The sequence below is a fragment of the Flavobacterium bernardetii genome, from assembly GCF_011305415.1.
In the GTDB taxonomy this organism is placed as follows: Bacteria; Bacteroidota; Bacteroidia; order Flavobacteriales; family Flavobacteriaceae; genus Flavobacterium; species Flavobacterium bernardetii.
This window is the reverse complement of the sequence record NZ_JAANOQ010000006.1, coordinates 42,212-62,681: the sequence shown is the minus strand read 5'-3', so window position 1 is coordinate 62,681 and position 20,470 is coordinate 42,212. Positions and strand designations below refer to the sequence as shown.

General features: G+C 31.8%; 16 protein-coding genes and 1 tRNA gene. 9 read left to right on the top strand and 8 right to left on the bottom strand.

From position 1 onward, the window contains the following. Positions 1–131 precede the first annotated feature (131 nt). Positions 132–656, top strand: coding sequence for a DUF6646 family protein (locus G6N05_RS11380; protein WP_166129080.1), 525 nt, complete (start codon positions 132–134; stop codon positions 654–656). A 3-nt stretch (positions 657–659) separates the two neighbouring features. Then, positions 660–1,235: a PhnA domain-containing protein gene (locus tag G6N05_RS11375; protein WP_166129076.1), complete on the top strand. Its 576-nt coding sequence runs from the start codon at positions 660–662 to the stop codon at positions 1,233–1,235. Between the two features lie 103 nt (positions 1,236–1,338). On the opposite strand, the gene amaB is transcribed toward G6N05_RS11375, so the two are convergent. From amaB to G6N05_RS11360, 3 genes are all read right to left on the bottom strand, one after another. Then, the gene (gene amaB / locus G6N05_RS11370; RefSeq protein ID WP_166129071.1) at positions 1,339–2,892 is read right to left on the bottom strand and encodes an L-piperidine-6-carboxylate dehydrogenase; all 1,554 of its coding nucleotides are present in this window, start codon (positions 2,890–2,892) and stop codon (positions 1,339–1,341) included. Between the two features lie 95 nt (positions 2,893–2,987). Further along, positions 2,988–3,515: a 3-hydroxyanthranilate 3,4-dioxygenase gene (locus G6N05_RS11365; RefSeq protein ID WP_166129068.1), complete on the bottom strand. Its 528-nt coding sequence runs from the start codon at positions 3,513–3,515 to the stop codon at positions 2,988–2,990. Positions 3,516–3,625: 110 nt separating this feature from the next. Continuing rightward, positions 3,626–4,720, bottom strand: a complete 1,095-nt coding sequence (locus G6N05_RS11360; RefSeq protein ID WP_166129065.1) for an endonuclease/exonuclease/phosphatase family protein — start codon at positions 4,718–4,720, stop codon at positions 3,626–3,628. A 137-nt stretch (positions 4,721–4,857) separates the two neighbouring features. On the opposite strand from G6N05_RS11360, the gene G6N05_RS11355 reads away from it, so the two are divergent. The 3 genes from G6N05_RS11355 to G6N05_RS11345 are packed head-to-tail and all read left to right on the top strand — an operon-like array spanning position 4,858 to position 9,724. Then, on the top strand, positions 4,858–7,641 hold the full coding sequence (locus G6N05_RS11355; RefSeq protein WP_166129062.1) for a carboxypeptidase-like regulatory domain-containing protein: 2,784 nt from the start codon (positions 4,858–4,860) through the stop codon (positions 7,639–7,641). Between the two features lie 10 nt (positions 7,642–7,651). Further along, a complete protein-coding gene (locus tag G6N05_RS11350; protein ID WP_166129058.1) occupies positions 7,652–8,296 on the top strand; it encodes a choice-of-anchor J domain-containing protein in 645 nt (214 codons plus the stop codon). 9 nt (positions 8,297–8,305) lie between these two features. After that, the gene (locus G6N05_RS11345; RefSeq protein WP_166129053.1) at positions 8,306–9,724 is read left to right on the top strand and encodes a DUF5689 domain-containing protein; all 1,419 of its coding nucleotides are present in this window, start codon (positions 8,306–8,308) and stop codon (positions 9,722–9,724) included. A 70-nt stretch (positions 9,725–9,794) separates the two neighbouring features. Here the strand turns inward: G6N05_RS11345 and polA are convergent, their stop codons facing one another. Beyond that, the gene (polA, locus tag G6N05_RS11340; RefSeq protein ID WP_166129050.1) at positions 9,795–12,629 is read right to left on the bottom strand and encodes a DNA polymerase I; all 2,835 of its coding nucleotides are present in this window, start codon (positions 12,627–12,629) and stop codon (positions 9,795–9,797) included. 125 nt (positions 12,630–12,754) lie between these two features. Here polA and G6N05_RS11335 point away from each other — a divergent pair, with 125 nt between their 5' ends. Both G6N05_RS11335 and G6N05_RS11330 read left to right on the top strand, forming a co-directional pair. Then, positions 12,755–13,984, top strand: coding sequence for a metallophosphoesterase (locus tag G6N05_RS11335; protein WP_166129047.1), 1,230 nt, complete (start codon positions 12,755–12,757; stop codon positions 13,982–13,984). Between the two features lie 74 nt (positions 13,985–14,058). Next, the gene (locus G6N05_RS11330) at positions 14,059–14,355 is read left to right on the top strand and encodes a thioredoxin family protein (RefSeq protein WP_166129044.1); all 297 of its coding nucleotides are present in this window, start codon (positions 14,059–14,061) and stop codon (positions 14,353–14,355) included. Here G6N05_RS11330 and G6N05_RS11325 read toward each other — a convergent pair. From G6N05_RS11325 to G6N05_RS11315, 3 genes are all read right to left on the bottom strand, one after another. Further along, positions 14,352–14,981 carry a polysaccharide deacetylase family protein gene (locus tag G6N05_RS11325; protein WP_166129039.1) on the bottom strand — a complete coding sequence of 210 codons (630 nt, stop codon included), beginning with the start codon at positions 14,979–14,981 and terminating at the stop codon, positions 14,352–14,354. The genes G6N05_RS11330 and G6N05_RS11325 overlap by 4 nt on opposite strands. 69 nt (positions 14,982–15,050) lie before the next feature. After that, positions 15,051–15,245, bottom strand: a complete 195-nt coding sequence (locus G6N05_RS11320; protein WP_166129036.1) for a hypothetical protein — start codon at positions 15,243–15,245, stop codon at positions 15,051–15,053. A 174-nt stretch (positions 15,246–15,419) separates the two neighbouring features. Then, positions 15,420–18,647 (bottom strand): DUF2723 domain-containing protein, encoded by a 3,228-nt coding sequence (locus G6N05_RS11315; protein ID WP_166129032.1) that lies wholly within the window; start codon positions 18,645–18,647, stop codon positions 15,420–15,422. 140 nt (positions 18,648–18,787) lie between these two features. Here G6N05_RS11315 and G6N05_RS11310 point away from each other — a divergent pair. Continuing rightward, positions 18,788–18,858 (top strand) — tRNA-Gln (locus G6N05_RS11310). A 137-nt stretch (positions 18,859–18,995) separates the two neighbouring features. Here the strand turns inward: G6N05_RS11310 and G6N05_RS11305 are convergent. Continuing rightward, positions 18,996–19,820, bottom strand: coding sequence for a universal stress protein (locus G6N05_RS11305; RefSeq protein ID WP_166129028.1), 825 nt, complete (start codon positions 19,818–19,820; stop codon positions 18,996–18,998). Positions 19,821–20,002: 182 nt separating this feature from the next. Between G6N05_RS11305 and rimP the strand changes: the two genes are divergently transcribed. Further along, a complete protein-coding gene (gene rimP / locus G6N05_RS11300) occupies positions 20,003–20,470 on the top strand; it encodes a ribosome assembly cofactor RimP (protein WP_166129025.1) in 468 nt (155 codons plus the stop codon).

Sequence of the window (20,470 nt, the reverse complement as noted above, 5' to 3'; positions counted from 1 at the left end):
GTTTTTTTAAGAATTGTTTAAAGTACTTTCTACGGTGTAAAAGTAAATTTTTTTAAGTAATTTTTATTACGGCTTTACCTTAAAAAATGTTAATTTTCTTTATTTTTGCAAAGAATTTAAAAAAATGTAGAATGAAAAAACTAGTACTTGTTGCATTCTTAGGAATGGGACTTTTAGCCAATGCGCAAGCTTATAAAGGAAAAGAAGATTTAAAATTACAAATTGGTGCTACCATTCAAAATGGTGGAACTGGGATTGTTTTAACTAACGATTATGGAATTGGTGAAAATATGTCATTCGGTTTTTCGGCTAGTTATATGCTTAGTGCCGATAATGGTGTGAGAATTAACGAAGTAACATTTTTACCAGAAAATGAAAAACCAAAATTTCAAGACAGAGCAGATCTTAAAGTTCGTTTTAATGCTAACTTGGGTAATGTAATTGGTTTAGAAGATAATATGGATATTTATCCAGGTATAAATTTAGGGACAAGAAATTTTGGAACACATTTAGGTTTCAGATATTTCTTTACTGATGGTTTTGGTGTGTATTCAGAAATGAATTTACCAATTGCAGAATATGACACTACTCCGGGTGTTTTCGGACATTATAACAACCAATTTACTTTTCAAATTGGTGCTTCATTCAATTTATAAGAAATGAGTATAGTTACAGAAAAAAGATTAAAAGACAGAAGCGGAAGTGTTTGTGAAATTAGCGGAAGCGATGAAAACTTAGTAGTTTATATCGTAGAGCCTAAAACAGAAGCCATTCCAGAAAACTGTATTTTAATTACGAAATCATTAAGAGATCAAATTGAAAATAAAGATTTGATGAACGCCAACGATTGGAGAGGTTTGTCAGATAGTATGTGGAATGAAAATTTACCAGTACAAATTGTATCTTGGAGAATGCACGCACGTTTAAAAAACAACGATATGTTAGAAATGATGTATTTTGACGAAGATGCCTTAGAATGGGCAAAAGCAACAGGTGAAGACGAAGATGAAGAAGGAAAAATCATTCATAAAGATTCTAACGGAAACATTTTATTAGACGGCGATTCTGTAGTTTTAATAAAAGATTTAGATGTAAAAGGCGCTACTTTCACTGCAAAACGTGGTGCAGCAGTTCATAACATCAAACTAGTTTGGGACAATGCCAATCAAATTGAAGGTAGAGTAGAAAACCAACATATTGTTATTTTAACGCAATACGTGAAGAAGACGAAATAATTTTAGATGCTGAAACAAGTTCAGCATGACAAATTGAAATAATCAAAAAACCCTGCAAATATTATATTTGCAGGGTTTTTCTATATTCTAAAATCTATAAAGATTACAAATCAAATTTAATTCCTTGTGCTAAAGGTAATTGATCAGAGTAGTTAACTGTGTTCGTTTGTCTTCTCATGTAAACTTTCCAAGCATCTGAACCAGATTCTCTTCCACCACCAGTTTCTTTTTCTCCACCGAAAGCACCACCAATTTCTGCACCAGAAGTTCCGATGTTTACGTTAGCAATTCCACAGTCAGAACCTGAAAATGATAAGAATTTTTCTGCTTCTTTCATGCTGTTTGTCATAATCGCAGAAGATAAACCTTGAGCTACACCATTTTGTTTGTCAATTGCGTTTTCTACTTCACCTTCATATTTCATTAAATATAAAATTGGAGCAAACGTTTCGTGTTGAACAATTTCAAAATGATTCTCAGCTTCAATAATTGCTGGTTTCACGTAACATCCAGATTCGTAACCTTCTCCAGATAAAACGCCACCTTCAACTAATACTTTTCCACCTTCAGCTTTAGCTTTTTCAATAGCCGCTAAATACGTGTTAACCGCATCTGTATCGATAAGTGGACCGATATGGTTTTTTTGATCTAATGGATTTCCAATTGTTAATTGTCCGTAAGCACCAACAATCGCATCTCTTACTTTATCGTAAACTGATTCATGAATAATTAATCTACGAGTAGAAGTACATCTTTGTCCAGCTGTTCCAACCGCTCCGAAAACCGCTCCAGGAACTACTACTTTTAAATCAGCAGTTGGAGTAATAATAATGGCGTTGTTTCCACCTAATTCTAATAATGATTTTCCGAAACGTTGTGCTACAGTTGCACCAACAATTCTTCCCATTCTTGTAGATCCTGTTGCAGATACTAAAGGAATTCTTACGTCAGTAGTCATCATTTCACCTACTTTGTAATCTCCATTAATAATACAAGAAATTCCTTCTGGTAAATTGTTTGCTTTTAATACATCAGCAATAATATTTTGACAAGCGATCGTACAAATTGGCGCTTTTTCAGAACCTTTCCATACACAAACGTCACCACAAATCCATGCTAAAGCGGTGTTCCAAGCCCAAACCGCTACTGGGAAGTTGAAAGCTGAAATAATTCCAACAACTCCAATTGAATGCCATTGCTCTCTCATTACGTGACCTGGACGTTCAGATGGAATCGTTTGTCCGTTTAATTGACGTGATAAACCTACTGCGAAGTCGCAAATGTCAATCATTTCTTGAACTTCACCGTAACCCTCTTGTAACGACTTACCCATTTCGTAAGAAACTAATTTCCCAAGTGGTTCTTTTAATTCTCTTAATTTATTTCCAAACTGACGAACAATTTCTCCGCGTTGAGGTGCTGGCATAGCGCGGAAAGATTTGAAAGCTTCCGTTGCACTTTGCATCACTTTTTCGTAGTCTGCTGCAGTTGTTGTTTTTACTTTACCGATTAATTGACCATCAACTGGTGAATAACTTTCGATTATTTCTCCTGAAGAAAAACTGTTTGAACCTGTAGAAGTTCCGTCGTTTACTTCTTTAATTCCTAATGCTTGTAATGCTTCTTGCATTCCGAATTGTGATGCTATTGTTGACATATGTAACTTTATTATGTGTTTTTGTTATTTTTATGCAAAGGTAATAAATAGATTTGAATTGCAATGCAAATCAATGGAATCCCTAAAAAAGTGAGTTATTTCACAAATTTCGGATTAGTTTCCATCACTGTTCCGCATTTGTCACAAGTTCTTTTTTTTTCTGAAGAATAAAAATCTTTGAAATGTTGCAAAAAATCTTTTTCGATATCATTTAATCCGAAATACACTTCATGAAGTTTGTGATTGCAATTGTCGCAAAACCAAAGTAAACCGTCTTTGCCTTCTGTTCTTTTTCTTTCGATAACCAAACCAATGGAATTTTCGGTTCTGTTAGGAGAATGTGGTGTTTTTCCGGGTAATAAAAACATATCGCCAGCAGAAAGATGCATGGCTTTCTTTTTACCATCTTCCTGAATATAAATCGTAATATCTCCTTCTAACTGATAAAATAATTCTTCCGTTTCGTTATAATGAAAATCTTTTCTGGCATTTGGTCCGGCTACAATCATTACAATATAATCGCCAGAATCAACATATAAATTTTTATTGGCAACTGGCGGAACTAGAAGATGACGATTTGCTGAAATCCACTTATTTAGGTTGAAAGGTTTGACTATTGACATATTGTAGAGTTTTTTTATGTTTAACGAATTTACACCGATTTTTTGAAACAGACAAAAAATAAAAAACCGCCTCAATTTTGTTGAGACGGTTCATTTAATTTTATATGAATTTATTTTTTTGCTTCTTTAATAAGGTATATGTAAGAAGGAAAGTGATCCGAATATCCCGGTCCAGTATTTCCATTTCTCAAAGCATAACCTTTATATTGTCCGGTTTGTTGAATCATGAACGGAGCGTTATAAACTCCAGCTTTCCAATATCTCCAAGAAGTATAATCTCTTCTTAATAAAGGTTCAGATATAATAATTTGATCGAAGAAATCCCAAGAATCTCTGAATGCTAATGTTCCTATTCCTTTATTCATTAATTTTTCTGCAGGATTGTATAAACCTAGAGGTTTTACTTCTTTTTCATCACCTTTAGCACCTAAAACTTGTTTTACACTTTTGTTAAATGGTCCGTCATTTAAATCTCCCATGGTAAAAATCTTAGCATTTGGGTTGATTACCTGTAACGAATCGATGATTTTTTTGTTTAAAGCTGCAGCAGCTTCTCGTAATGGGCTACTTCTTTTTTCACCACCTCTTCGAGAAGGCCAGTGACTTACAATAAAGTGCATTTCTTCACCATCTAATAAACCAGTCATTAATATTTGGTCACGAGTAAAGATTCTCTTTGTTTTTGTATCTACCACATTATCGTCAGTGTCTTCTACTTTTTCTTTGTCTTTCGCTTTTTTATCGGTAAGATCTTCCGTTACAATTAAAGGGTAGTTTTTGTAACTCGTTGGAGTAAAATGTCCTTTTTGGTATAAAAAACCAGTATCAATTCCTCTTTTGTCTGGAGAATCAAAATGAATAACGGCATAACCTTTTGCTGCTAATAAAGGTTGTTTGCATAAATCTTCTAAAACTTGTCTGTTTTCTATTTCAGCAACACCTAAAACAACTGGAGAATTTTTTTGTTCTGCACTTGTTCCTAATTGAGAAATTACTCTTTCCAATTTTTGTAATTTATCTTTATAGTTTTCAGGAGTATAAATGAAATCCTCATCATTAATTGTAGGGTCATTAATAGTGTCAAATAAGTTTTCTAAATTATAGAAAGCTATTGTGTTTACCATGTAGTTTTTTTTCTCTTGTGCAAAACTCGTTGTAACAAACAAAATAACTGCTAAAACGCTGTAAAATGGTTTTATTTTCATATCCAAGGTTAAATTATGATTAAATGTTAAAGCAAAATTGAGGCCAAAGGTAAATAATATTATTAAATGTTGTACATTTGCCCGCATTTAGTTTTTGTAAATTAAATGTTAGTTAAAGTATTAATTTATAATTAAGTATGAAAAAACTTGCATTAAGTCTTTTATTTTTATTTCAGGCCGTTTTAGTAATGGCTCAAAATCAATCAACTGTTAAAGGAAAAGTAGTTGATTCTAAATCGCAAATCCCATTGGGTAGCGTAAAGGTTATGATTCAATCTAACGAACAATTTGTAACTACTAACAATTTAGGAGAATTCCAAATTAAAGGTATTACAGCTGGAAACCAAATTTTGGTTGTTTCTGTAGATGGATATAACACACAAAACTTCGCAATTGAAGTAGTTGATAATCAAACGTTAGATGTTGGAATGATGTTTTTGGAAGAAGACATTACTTCAGAACAACAATTAAGTTTAGTTACTATTACGGAAAACGATTTAGGTGACGATAACAGTGGTTCTGAAAGTACTGCAGGTTTGTTACAATCTTCTAGAGATGCGTACCAACAAGCTGCGGCTTTCAATTGGGGACAAGCTCGTTTTAGAATGAGAGGTTTAGATAATGAGTATGGAGTTACCATGATTAATGGTATTTCTATGAACAAAATCTACGACGGAAGACCACAATGGAGTAACTGGGGTGGTTTAAATGACGCAACTAGAAATCAAGAATTTACTTTAGGTTCTGCGCCATCAGATTATACTTTTGGTGGAATTTTAGGAACTCAAGAAATTAATACTAGAGCTTCTTTGTACAGAAAAGGAACAAGAATTTCTCAATCAGGTACCAACACTAATTATTCTTGGAGATCTATGATTACTCATAACTCTGGTTTAATGGAAAATGGTTGGGCATATAGCGTTTCTGGTTCAAGAAGATGGGCTAAAGAAGGTTATTTTGAAGGTACAGATTATGCTGCAAATTCATTTTTTGCAAGTGTTGAAAAAAGATTCAATAAAAGACATAGTTTAAACTTTACAAGTATTTATGCTCAAAATAGCAGAGGAAAAAATTCTCCAAATACTAATGAAGTAAATGATATTAAAGGGATTAAATACAATTCTTATTGGGGATACCAAAACGGAAAAAAACGTAATTCTAGAGATAAAGATGTAGAAGAGCCTATTTTAATGTTAAGTCACTATTGGAAAATGTCTGAAAAAACGACATTAAATACGAATGTATCTTATCAAACTGGTTCTATTGGAAACAGTAGATTTGATTATCAAGGTGCTAATAATCCTGATCCTACATATTATAAAAACTTACCAAGTTATTTTTATAACGATCCTTCAAACTATTTGGCAGATGGAACAAATCCATTAGCAAATCAAGCAAGAGCAAATTTTATTGCTGATGGGCAAATTGATTGGCCAGCTATTTATACAGCAAATCAAAATAGTTCAAATGGTGGTAAAAGTGTTTATGCTTTATACGAAGACAGAACGGATGATAAACAAATTTCTGCCAATTCAATTTTATTCTCAGACTTATCTGATAACGTAAAATTAAACGCTGGTGCAACTTTCAAAAAATTAAAATCTCATAATTTCCAAAATATGTTGGATTTATTAGGAGGTCAATATTTTTCTGATATAGATCCATTTTATTCTGGAGATCAAACACAGTCAGATTTAAATAATCCAAACAGACAAATTAAAGTTGGAGATACTTACGGATACAACTATAATTTGAATGCAATTGTTATGGATGCGTTTACACAATTTAAATTCTCATACAAAAAAACAGATTTCTATTTAGCACAATCATTCTCTAGAAGTCAATATGAAAGAGAAGGTTTGTACAGAAACGGAATCTATGCTAATAATTCTTTCGGAAAAAGTGGAAAACAAATTTTTGAAAACTTCGGTTTCAAAGGAGGGTTTACATACAAAATCACTGGACAGCATTTATTAGATTTCAATGGAGTGTATATGACAAAAGCTCCAAATATGAGAAATACTTTTGCTAATGCACGTATTAACAATAACATCGTACCAGAATTAGAAAGCGAGCGAGTTACTAGTTTAGATGCTTCTTATGTAGTAAGAACTCCGAAATTTAAAGCACGTTTAACAGGTTTTGCTTCTAAAGTACAAAACGCAACAGAAATTTCATTCTTCTATGCTGAAAATGTAGGTGAAGATGCTGATGGAAATGATGAAGATTCATTTATTTCGGAACTTTTAACAGGAATTGAAAAAAGAAACTTTGGTGCTGAATTAGGTATGGAATACCAAATTACTTCTACAATTAAAGCTACGGTTGCAGCTTCTTATGGTCAGTATTTATACGGTAACAATCCGAATTTAAAAATAAATGATGACGCACAAGCGACATTAACAAATACACAACCAGTAGTTGACTTTGGTAAATCAAATTTAAAAAACTACAGAATAGCAGGTATGCCACAAACGGCTGCTTCATTTGGTTTAGAATATAGAGATCCACATTTCTGGTGGATTGGAGCAAATATTAACTATTTAGCGGATTCTTATGTAGATATTTCTAACATTACTAGAACTGAAAATTTTGCAGTAGATAGTGATGGTTACGGTTATCCAAATGCTACTCCTGAAAATGTTGAAAAATTATTAAAGCAAGAAAAATTTGCTGACTTTAATTTGTTAAACGTAACAGGAGGAAAATCTTGGAGAATTGACAATACTACAATTGGTTTCTTTGCATCTGTAAATAATGTTTTAGATACAACATATAAAACAGGTGGTTTTGAACAATCTAGAAAAGCTACTTTTACAGATCTTCAAACTGACCAAGCAAACAATACTCCTTCTTTTGGTTCAAAATATTTTTACGGATATGGAAGAACTTATTTTGTAAATTTATATGTTAACTTTTAATTAATTGGCTATGAAAAATATATTTTTAAAAATAATATTGGTTGCTTTTACAATTTCATTTGTAGGTTGTGAAGAACCAGAAACAGAGATCCCAGCATTTAAACCTGTTGTGTTTAAGGAAGTTTTTGATTCATTTACAGTTAATGAAGATGAATATTTAAATTTTGGAGATTGGACAAGTTTTGCTGAAACTGGTACTGTTCAATGGACGGAACAAAATGATGATAATAACGGATATATTCAATTCACTACTTTTGGTAGTACAACTGGTGATGCAACAAACATTGCTTGGGCAATATCTCCTGCTATCAATATGGATAATTCTTCAAATGAAGTTTTAACTTTTAAAACTGCTGCAGAATTTATTACTGATGCAAATAACAACTTAGTAGTTCTTATTTCTACTGATTTTGATGGAACGAATGTGTTAACTGCAACTTGGACTCCAATTACTGCTAATATTGCAGGATTAGCAACTAACTTACCAAATGGAAGTGCTGATGGTGTTTTAAATGTGAATTCAGGAAAAATTGATTTATCAACTTACACTGGAAATATTCACATTGCTTTTAAAGCGAAAGGATCTAGTACAAATTCTGCGTTAGATGGATCTTTAAGAGTTGACGAAATTAAAATATTTGATAAAACTTTATAATAAATGACTATGAAAAATATTAAATTAGTTTTAACAACTGCTATTTTCGCAACTTTATTTGGTTGTGTTAATAATGATAATTATGCTGATCCAGATTTATCAGGAGAATGTGGTGATTTAACTGCAACAAAAACAGTACAAAATATTGCAACACTAGCAACTGGAATCGTTAAATCTTATAATAGTACAGTTCCTGCTGGAGTTAGTGCAGACGATATCATTGAGGCTTATGTAACTTCAAGTGATGAAGGTGGTAATTTTTATAAATCTATTTCAATGGTTTCATTGGATGGAACTAAAGGATTTTCTGTTCCTGTAGATGACTATAATTTATATACTAAATTTGAACCAGGAAGAAAAGTATATATTAAAATGAAAGATAGATACTTTTATAATAACCCATTAACAAATGGATTAGAAATTGGTAATTTATTTGATAATGGTGCACCTTTAGCTGATGAAGTTGGAAGATTAGAGATTGTTCAATATCAAGATATAGTTAAAAGAAGTTGTACTAAAGTTGATGAAAACACTTTAGTTAACAATTTGACAATTCCAACTATGTTAAATGATGCGAATTTGAATAAATTGATTGAAATTACTGGAGTTCAATTTTCTGATTCAAATGTTGGAAAAACATATTATAATAGTAACAACCAAATTGGTGGTGCTACAAATAACATCGTTTCTGATGCTTTAGGAAATACATTAATAGTTAGAATTTCTGAGTTTGCAACCTTTGCCGCAAAACCAGTTCCTTCTTTGAATGGAAAAATTAGAGGAGTTTTAACTAAGTATTTAGGTGGTTACCAATTTATGGTTCGCACAGAAAATGATATCATGTTAACGAACCCAAGAATAGATAGTGCTCCTCCAATTGTTGGAAATGCTAATGTTTTTGATGCAACATTAAATGAGCCATTTACTTCATATGCCGTAAATTTATCAAATTTCCCAAAATACATCAATGATGCAGATTTTGGACCAAGATATTGGCAAGTTAAATCGTTTGGTACGCCTGTAAATAAGTATATTGAAATGTCTTCTTTTGCAGGTAACGGAAATCCTGGAGTTCCATGTAAAACATTTTTTATGGTTCCTGTAGATTTTACTGCAGCTAGTACTTTGACTTTTAAAGAAGAAATGAGATTTTTTAGAGGTGAAGTTGCTTTAAAAGTATATTACATTAAAAGTGCTGATTATGTACCTGGAAGTGCAGTTGATAGATCAAAATTAACGAATATTACATCTGGACAAGGTTTAAATATTACTTATCCAGGAATTGGTCTTTCAGAGAATTCATTTAATAGTGCAGGTATTTATAATATTCCAGCAAGTTTAACTGGAAATGGTTATTTTGTTTTCGAATATATCGGAACAGATACACAAACAACTACTGTTCAAATTGATGATATAACTATCGGTTAATCAAAAATAAAACACATAAAAAAAGCCTTCTTAAATTTTAAGAAGGCTTTTTTGTTTTTAAGAATATTGATTAATGTGCTTCCAACCAGTTTTTACCTAAACCAATTTCCACGTCTAACGGAACAATCATTTTAAAAGCATTTTCCATTTCGTGTTTAATCATCGGTTGAATTTTCTCTAATTCGCTATTATGTACATCAAAAACTAGTTCATCATGCACTTGCAATAACATTTTAGATTGCCAGTTTTCCGATTTTAGCTTTTTGTGAATGTTAATCATCGCAATTTTAATAATATCGGCAGCAGAACCTTGAATTGGTGCATTTACGGCATTTCTTTCAGCTCCACCACGAACTATTGCATTCGCAGAGTTAATGTCTTTTAAATAACGTCTTCTACCTGAAATGGTTTCAACGTAACCGTTTTCTCTCGCAAAATCTACTTGATCAGAAATAAACGATTTCAATTTTGGATAGGTTTTGTAATACGCATCAATTAATTCCGCACTTTCTTTACGAGATAAATTCGTTTGATTACTCAATCCAAAAGCAGAAACGCCATAAATAATTCCGAAATTTACCGTTTTAGCATGACTTCTTTGTTCTTTTGTTACTTCTTCTAAAGGCACATTGAACACTTTTGCTGCGGTACTTTTATGAATGTCTTCGTTGTTTCTAAACGCTTCAATCATATTTTCTTCGCCACATAAAGCTGCGATAATACGTAATTCAATTTGAGAATAATCGGCAGAAACTAACGTGTAATTTTCATCTCTGGCAATAAAAGCTTTTCTAATTTGTCTTCCTCTTTCGGTACGAATTGGAATGTTTTGTAAATTCGGATTGTTAGAACTTAAACGACCAGTCGCCGCAACCGTTTGCATATAATCAGTATGAACGCGACCTGTTTTTGGATCTACTTGATTCGGTAATGCATCAATATAAGTACTTTGTAATTTCACCATTTGACGCCATTCTAAAATGTCTTTTACAATCGGATTGTCGTTGGCTAAATAACTTAAGATTTCTTCACCCGTAGCATATTGACCGGTTTTGGTTTTCTTTTGTTTCGCACCACCAATTTTCATTTTGTCAAATAAAACATCTCCCAATTGTTTTGGAGAAGCTAAATTGAAGGTTTCACCAGCGGTTTCATAGATGTTTTGTTCTAAAGCTTTGCTTTCAGCCGTCATTTCAACTGACATTTTCTTTAAGAAATCGACATCTAAATTAATACCTTCTTTTTCCATATCGGCTAAAACCGGAACTAACGGAATCTCAATTTCATCATATAATTTTTTCGTACCTACTTTTTCTAAAATCGGTAAAAAATGATTTTTCAATTGAATCGTCACATCGGCATCTTCTACAGCATATTCTTTGATATCATCCAAAGGAATATCACGCATGTTACCTTGATTTTTTCCTTTTTTACCAATTAATTCGGTAATAGATTTTGGAGAATATTTCAAATAAGTTTCACTCAACACATCCATATTATGACGCATATCTGGATTGATCAAATAATGCGCAATCATCGTATCGAATAAATTTCCTTTGACTTCAATTCCGTAACGAGAAAGAATTTTTAAATCGTATTTAATATTTTGTCCGACTTTTTCAATGGTTTCATTTTCGAAAAACGGTTTGAATTTGTCAATTAAAATTTGTGCTTCTTCCTGATTTTCTGGAAACGGCACATAAAACCCTTTCCCTTTTTGCCAAGAAAACGCCAAACCAACTAATTCCGAATTTAAAGCATCTAAACCAGTTGTTTCTGTATCAAAACAAACCGAAGTTTGATTCAATAAATTTTGAATGAACATTTTTGTAGGCAAATCACCTTGTACGTTTTGGTAAAAATGTTGTGTGTTTTCTAAGTTCGCATAATACGAAGTTTGTGTTTCTGCTATATCTTCCGCATCAGAAAAACCGAATAAATCATATTGTTCATCGTTCGTTTTTTTAACGGGTGCTTTCTTTAAAACAGGAGTGTCTGAAGTTGTTTCTTCAGAAGTTGCTGCTGGATTGTATAATTTATCAAACTGCGCTTTCATTTGACGGAATTCTAATTCCATAAATAACGCATCTGTTTTTTCTACATCTGGTGTAGATAATTCGTAATCATTTTCATCAAAAGTTACTGGGCAATCTAATAGAATTGTGGCTAACTTCTTAGATAAGATTCCTTGTTCTTTATTGGCTTCAATTTTAGTTTTTAAAGCGCCTTTTAGTTTATCGGTATTATCCAAAAGGTTTTCCATCGAACCAAATTCCGCTAGTAATTTCTTAGCAGTTTTCTCTCCAACTCCTGGTAAACCTGGAATGTTATCAACCGCATCACCCATCATTCCTAGATAATCAATCACTTGTAATGGATGTTCCACTTCAAACTTAGCTTGCACTTCTGGAATTCCCCAAATTTCAATATCGTTCCCCATTCGAGCAGGACGATACATAAAAATATTTTCGGAAACTAACTGGGCGAAATCTTTATCAGGAGTCACCATAAAAACTTTGTAGTTTTCTTTTTCGGCTTGTTTGGCAATCGTTCCAATTAAATCATCGGCTTCAAAACCAGCCACTTCCACAATTGGAATATGCATCGCACGTAATAAATCTTGAATATACGGAACGGCAATTTTTATAGCTTCTGGTGTAGCATCACGATTGGCTTTATATTGTTCGAACATTTCCAAACGAAACGTACTTCCGCCTTTATCAAAAGCAACGGCTAAATGATCTGGTTTTTCACGTTTAATGACATCCATTAAGGCATTCATAAATCCCATAATGGCTGATGTATCCATACCTTTTGAGTTGATTCTTGGGTTTTTTATAAAAGCATAATACCCGCGAAAAATAAGTGCGTAAGCGTCTAAAAGAAATAAGCGTTTTTGTGACATAAATGGTTTTTTATTTATTCGTTTGTAAAAATACAATTCTTTAAATAAAATATCTTTGTTAAAATTCAATAAATATTTATGTTAATTGTCAAGTTGTTAGTTAATTTGTGTAAAATTTAAAAAACATGAAGGGTTTAATACCGTTAATTATATTGCTAATTGTTGAATTCTACTCGTTTCAAGCAATTAAAACCATAACCAAAAACAAATGGGTTTTAGGTGTTTATTTAGTTATATCGCTTGTTGCGATGCTTTTTATCGTTTATTCATTTATGAATTTCGAAAGAGGTAAAGGACAAAATAAATCGAGTTTGTTTGTCATCGGCTTAGCCTTATTAATTTATATTCCGAAAATTTTAATCTTTTTGGTGTTATTTATTGAAGATGTTTCCCGTTTTGTAGAAGCTTGTATTATGAGTTTTGTGGATGAAGATAGAGAACAATTTTTCAGTCCGAGAAGAAGATTTGTAAGTCAAATTGCTTTAGGTATTGCTGCTATTCCGTTCGCGTCTTTAGTTTATGGAATGACAATTGGGAAATTTAATTTCAAAGTCATAAAACAACAAATATTTTTTGATGATTTGCCTGAGGAATTTGATGGAACTACGATTACTCAGATTTCAGATATACACAGTGGAAGTTTTGAGAACAATACGGATAAAATTAAATATGCTGTTGATTTAATTAACGAACAAAATTCCGATTTGTTATTATTTACGGGTGATATCGTAAATACACATGCCAAAGAAATGGATCCGTGGATTGACACTTTTAAAGGATTGTATAACCCGAAATTAGGGAAATATTCTATTTTGGGAAATCATGACTATGGAAAATATTTTGAATGGGATTCTGATAAAGAAGAAAATCAAAATTTTGAAGATGTAAAAGCCATTCACCAAAAAATAGATTTCAATTTATTGATGAACGAAAACGTAAGGCTTAAAAAAGGTTCGAGTGAAATTGTTTTGGTTGGTGTAGAAAATTGGGGTGTTCATTTTGGTAAAAAAGGCGATTTGAAAAAAGCTACTGCGAATACAAAACCAGAAGATTTTAAAATAGTAATGAGTCACGACCCAAGTCACTGGGAAAATGAAATCAAAAATCACGACACACATTATCACTTAACGTTGTCTGGACATACGCATGGTTTACAATTTGGAATTGAAATTCCGGGTTGGTTCAAATGGAGTCCAGTACAATATGTATACAAACAATGGGCGGGTTTATATGAAAATGCAGGAAGATATATTTACGTAAATCGTGGTTTTGGCTTTCATGCTTATCCTGGAAGAGTCGGAATTATGCCAGAAATCACCGTAATAGAGTTAAAAAAAACTAAAAAAGACGCGTAATCACTGAAAAAGTCTGCATATTTGTTTGAAATATTAAAAAAATATTTACATTTGTTTAATAAACACTTCGGTCTATGTCGAAATTTGGAGAACTTATAGATGCACAAGTACCCGTATTAATTGATTTTTTTACGGAATGGCACGAGCAATCTATTACTATGAATGAAACAATTCGTCACGTTGCTGCTGCCTTAGGCGATAAAGCAAAAGTGATTAAAATTGATGTAGATAAAAATAAAGAATTAGCAGAAGCACTGCGTATTAAAGGTTTGCCAACTTTTATGATTTATAAAAATGGACAAATGGTTTGGAGACAAAGCGGTGAATTTGATGCGAATACTTTAATTTCTCTTATTCAAGAACAAGCTTAGGCGATTTTTTCAAAATTAAATCCTTTACTTTTTAAGTTTTCGATGGTTTTTTCTAAACTATTGAGAAGGTTTTTTTGTGCTTTAACGCTATCGTGAAAGACAATTATGCTTCCTGAAGTAACATTGTGTATTACATTTTCATAGCAAGTTTCAGGAGAAAGATTCACATCGTAATCCTTACTCAACACTTCCCACATAATTATTTTGTAACCTAATTTTCGTAGTTTATAAGATTGCCATGGTGTAATTTTACCATAAGGCGGACGAAACAACTTTGAATTTCGAATTTTGAAAAGGGAATTCAATTTGATTTCGCAAGCTTCTGTGTTGCTGATGTAAGTTTTTGTTGGTGTTTTCCAACCTTTCAAATGGCTGTAAGTGTGATTGCCCACAGAATGGTGTTTAGAAATGATTTTCTGAACGATTTCTGGATATTTCCTTACATTATCACCAATGCAAAAAAACGTAGCTTTGATTTGATGTTTTTCTAAAATATCTAAAACTTTTTCTGTGATTTCAGGAGTAGGTCCATCGTCAAAAGTTAAATAAACAGAATTATCAGCATTTGGAATGTTCCAAACCTGATTGAAAAATATGCGTTTTATTATTTTAGGAATTTTCGTCATTTTACTGCCCAAAAGTAGTAAAGTTTTAAGTTCCTTTTCGTATTAAGTTATTTTATTTTTAAATGAAACCTAAGATTCGTCTTTCGTTGTTTTTACAAGTCCAATACCTGCAATAAAAAACACGATTCCTAATATTCCATATATGATTAAAGATTTTACATCACGTTCACTACCAGAAGTAGAAGTAAATACAAATGCGGTATAAATCAGACCAGCAAATCCAAGAATTGTTAATAATGCGCCAAAAAGTCGTTTAATGTTCATGATTATAAGTTTTAAATTACTTCCAAAGTTAAGATTTAAGCATTTTGGCCTTGTTATTGAATTTTGGATTTAATTTGTATAATTCCCACTTATAAGAGGAATGCTGTTCGCATAAATTTATTTCGCTATTATGTTTAAAAAAAGCCACTCGAAAGTGGCTTTAGTATTGTTGTTTTATTCTATGTTAATTCCGTAATCACCCATCATTTTGTTGTAATTGTTGAATTTTACAATTTGTTGACGATGGAAGTCTAAATCATTATTTTCTTCTGCAATAAGAAGTAACATGTAATATCTTTTAATTTCATCATTAATTTCTCTTCCATAAAATGCTTTTTGTTTTTCGGATTGCGAATTAAAGAAGGTAATTTTTTCCTGATGTTTTTTCATCAGTTGATTCAAGATTTTTCTTCCTTCTTCTGGTTTGCCAATTTTATAATAACCTTCTGCAAATGGATTGACAGTGGTGTAGTATTCAAAATAGTCAATTGGCATGTTTTTCATCGCAATTTGAATTACTTTTTCCGCTTTATCGAATTTCTTTTCTTCAATTAAAGCTGTCATCAAACGAGAAAGATTATTTCTGTACGATAAAGCATTTTTACGTGTTTCTGGATCATGATAAATTTTATCACTTCCGGCATTGCCCCATGTCCATTTGTTTATAATATTATACATTTTATCTGTATCAATATAGCCCATATCATAAGCGTTTCCTTCTTGAAGTTTAGTCTTAACAGGAACTAATTTGTAAACCATTCCATCTAATTGCAGGTATTCTTTCATCCAAATATAATCATCAGAACCGAAACTTCCTGGAGAAAAGTAAATAGGTCTTTTCCAGTTGTTTTCGTTGAAAATATCTAACATTAATATTCTGTTTTTATATAATGCTCCACCTTTTAATTTCAATTGAATTTCATCAACAATCGAATCATTGTATTTAGGAGAAACCACTTTATTTTTAATAATGTTTTGCTTGTCGATTTTAATTTTCAAATGCTCACTTGGGTAAAAATGAACAAATTGTCCGTTTTTCATTTCTCTTTTCGAACGATCATCTTTTAAGAAATCTAACGTTAATCCTAAATCTAAAGTATCTGTTGTTCTTTCATCAAATAAGCAATAGTTTCTTTTGTCTCCAACGTATTGATCGTGTGTAAATGAAATCGGTAACGCGTCAGATTTGTTTGATTTCACTTTCATTTCGTCAATATACCAATCAGTAGCCAATAAACTCGTGTTTACAATTCTAATATCAGTTCTGTAGCCTTCAATTTCTTGTAAATACCACATTGGGAACGTATCGTTATCACCGATAGTAAATAAAATGGCATTCGGTTCACAAGAATCCAAATAAGCTCTTGCCATTGCAACAGCAGTGTGTTTTCCACTTCTGTCGTGATCATCCCAGTTTTGAGAAGCTAAAACTACTGGTGAAGCCAATAATGTTGTTGCTAAAACTGCTGTTAAAGCTACTTTCGGATTTACATATTTTAAAATGTATTGATAAATAGCATATACTCCAACTCCAATCCACATCGCAAAAATATAGAATGAACCAACTAAAGCATAATCTCTTTCTCTTGGTTCGAAAGGTCTTTCGTTAAGGTAAACTTTTAAGACTAAACCTGTAAATAAAAACAGTAGCAATAAAACATAAAACGATTTCCATTCTTTTTTAGCGTGATATACCATTCCGATAACGGCTAAAATAAATGGTAAAAAGAAATAGGTGTTTCTACCTTTATTGTTTTTCATATCGGTAGTTAATTCATCTTGATTGTCTAAGTGTAAATTGTCAATGAATCCAATTCCACTCAACCAGTTTCCTTCTAAACTTTCGTAATTTCCTTGTTGATCATTTTGTCTTCCGACGAAATTCCACATTAAATAACGGAAATACATATAGCCAAACTGATATTCAAACATAAATTGCATGTTGTCTGAAAACGAAGGTTTTTCAATAGTTAAATAATCACCATATGTTTTTAAGAAATCTTCATATTCGTCTAAACCTAATTTGTTTGAAGCAAATTGACTTCTAAAATCGGAAACAATTTCAGTGAATTGTCCTAACTTATCTTCATTCGTTTCGCCAGTTTCTTCATCGTAAAAAGCATCGTGATTAATACTAAATTCTAATGGTTTAGTAAAAGTCATGTAGTTTTTTGCGTGTTCTTCACTCCAAAGTCTTGGTAAAAACGCATTGTGCTTCGAGTTTGGATTATGATTGGCATCTTTGTAATTATTCGTAATTACATATTTACCAGTTTTTTCGTCTCTTTCGTAGTTTGGTTTATCGTCAGAATACGGGTCATCTTCATCAGATCCAGCATAAGCATTTGAATATTGTGGTCCGTAAAACAATTTTGTTTCACCATATTGCTCTCTGTTATAATACGCTAAAACTTCGGCAGCGTCACTAGGTTTGTTTTCGTTAATGTTAATGTTTGAATTCGCTCTAACTGGTAACATGATCCAGGTTGAGAACCCAATTAATATAAATAACACGCACAATAATAGGGAGTTGTAATCTACTAATCCTTTTTTCTTAGTGTACGATAATCCGAAATAAAATCCAGCAACAATTAATATAAAAGCAATTATAGTTCCTGAATTAAAAGGTAATCCAATTGAATTTACTGCGAAAATTTCTGTTTTTGCGAAGAAGGATAACGTGTATGGAAGTAAGAATTTAAAAATGAACATCAAAATGGCTAGAATTACCACATTGGCAATAATGAAATTTTTAGTAGTAACATTTTTTTGTTTTTTGAAAAAGTATAGCATTCCAATTGAAGGTAATGCTAATAATGCCATAAAGTGTACTCCAAATGAAAGTCCAATTACCAAAGAAATTAAAATTAACCATTTGTTTCCTCTTTCTGTTTCTAGTTCTTCTTCCCATTTCAATCCAAGCCAAAATAGTAAAGCAATAAATAATGAAGCCATTGAATATACTTCAGCTTCTACTGCATTAAACCAAAAACTATCTGTAAAAGTATAAGATAAAACAGCAATTAAAGATGCTCCTAAAGTAAGTTTTGAAGTTTGCTCATTCCATTCAGAAGTTACTTTTACAATTTTTCTAATGATTTTAGAAGTCGACCAATACATAAACAAAATAGTAAATGCACTTGAAAAAACCGACATCATATTAATCATTAAAGCAATTTGAGTGTCATCCGTAGCAAACATCGCGAAAAAGGCACCCATCATTTGGTATAAAGGCGCACCTGGTGGGTGACCAACTTGTAGTTTTGCGGCAGTAGCAATATATTCGCCACAATCCCAAAAACTCATTGTAGGCTCAACTGTTAAAGTATAAGTAACTAATGCGATTATAAAAGCAAACCAACCTAAGTAGGTATTCCATTTGCTGTAATTAAATGAAGTCATATTTATGCTAAATTAATTTAGATTACAAAGAAACTATTTATTGAACAGATAAGCAATTAAATTTTTCTTAAAAATTTTTAAAGAAATGTTTGCAAAGAAAAAAATATGTATTACATTTGCACTCGCAATTACGAAATAATTGGCTCATGGTGTAATGGTAACACTACTGTTTTTGGTGCAGTCATTCAAGGTTCGAGTCCTTGTGAGCCAACAAAAATCCCGCTTTGAAAAAAGTGGGATTTTTTTATTTAATCAAGTGTTGGTTTTTCGAAATAAAATTAAGTTAATTGCATAAAAAATCCCGTTTTGATTAAATCAGAACGGGATTTTTATTTCTATTTGTTGAAATTATATTTTAAAAGCAACAACTGGTCTTTTAGCGTGGTTTACTAAATCTTCAGAAATACTTCCGTTTAAAAAATGAGATAGTCCTTTTCTACCATGTGTACAAACTCCGATAATGTCCGTGTTTGAATCCTTTGCGAAATGTAAAATTCCTTTTTCTACATTAATGTCATTGTAAATATGAGTTGAGTAGTTTGAAAAATGAAATTCTTCAATAAAGTTTTTTACTTTTTCTTCGGCAGCTCTTGTTGTGCTAAAATTATTTGGTGTAATCACATGTAATAAATTGATATGTGAGCCAAAGCTATTAGCGAAATTAACTACTTTTTCAAAAGGTTTTTTAATTTCTTTAGAGAAATCAGATGCAAAAGTAATCGTATCAACTTTAAAATCCTCTTCTTCTTTTTTGATTACTAAAACAGGAATTTCTGAATTTCTTGCTACTTTTTCTGCGTTAGAACCTACAAACATTTCGTGAAAACCACTAGCGCCATGTGACCCCATGACTACTAAATCTACATTATGTTTCTTGGCGTTATCCATAATTCCTTCAAAAGCCTTGTTGAATTGAACTAAACTTGAAACTTTCACATCATCTAAAAAACTAGCATTCTCTAATTCTTCTAATTTTTCTAATGCGCTATTCTTAAAAAACATCAATTCTGGAATATCATGTGCAGTGTGTAGTGCATCATTTCCAGAAGTAGATAATTCTAACATGTGTAGTAATATAATTTCGCCATCATTTTTTTTGGCAATTTGTGCGGCTACTTTAAGAGCATTTTCGGCATGTTTAGAAAAGTCGGTAGGTACTAAAATTGTTTTCATTGTGTTTAAATTTAATTACGGTTTGTTAACAAATATAAAATTACAAAATTATTTTGGAATTGTTCAACTTTTTTTGAAAAATGAAATATTTGTGCATTTCAAAAAAAATGTTGTATATTTGCGCAGTTATTTCGTAATGAACCAAATAATGAGGCACGCATTGCGTGCCTCTTTTTATAAAGATGACATTTAAAGAAAAAGTAAAAGACTTGCTTGGCAAGGCGTTAGAAGAGTACCCGCAATTGTTTTTGATTGATTTAGATTTTTCAGAAACAAACAAGATTTCCGTTGTTTTAGATGGAGATTCAGGTGTGAATTTGCAGGATTGTATCAACGTTAATCGGTTTTTAGACAACGGATTAGAAGGAGAAGAAATAGAATTTTCTATTGAAGTCGCTTCAGCAGGTTTGTCAACTCCGTTAAAATTGGTAAGGCAATATAAAAAAAATATCGGTAGAACGTTAAAAGTGAAAACAATTTCTCAAGGAGATGTTGAAGGAACGTTAACTGAAGCAGATGAGGAAGGTGCAACATTAACTTGGAGCGCAAGAGAGCCTAAAGAAATTGGAAAAGGAAAAGTTACAGTTGAGAAAACTTTAAAGATTTCTTATACAGATATAAAAGAAGCAGTAGTAATAATATCATTTTAA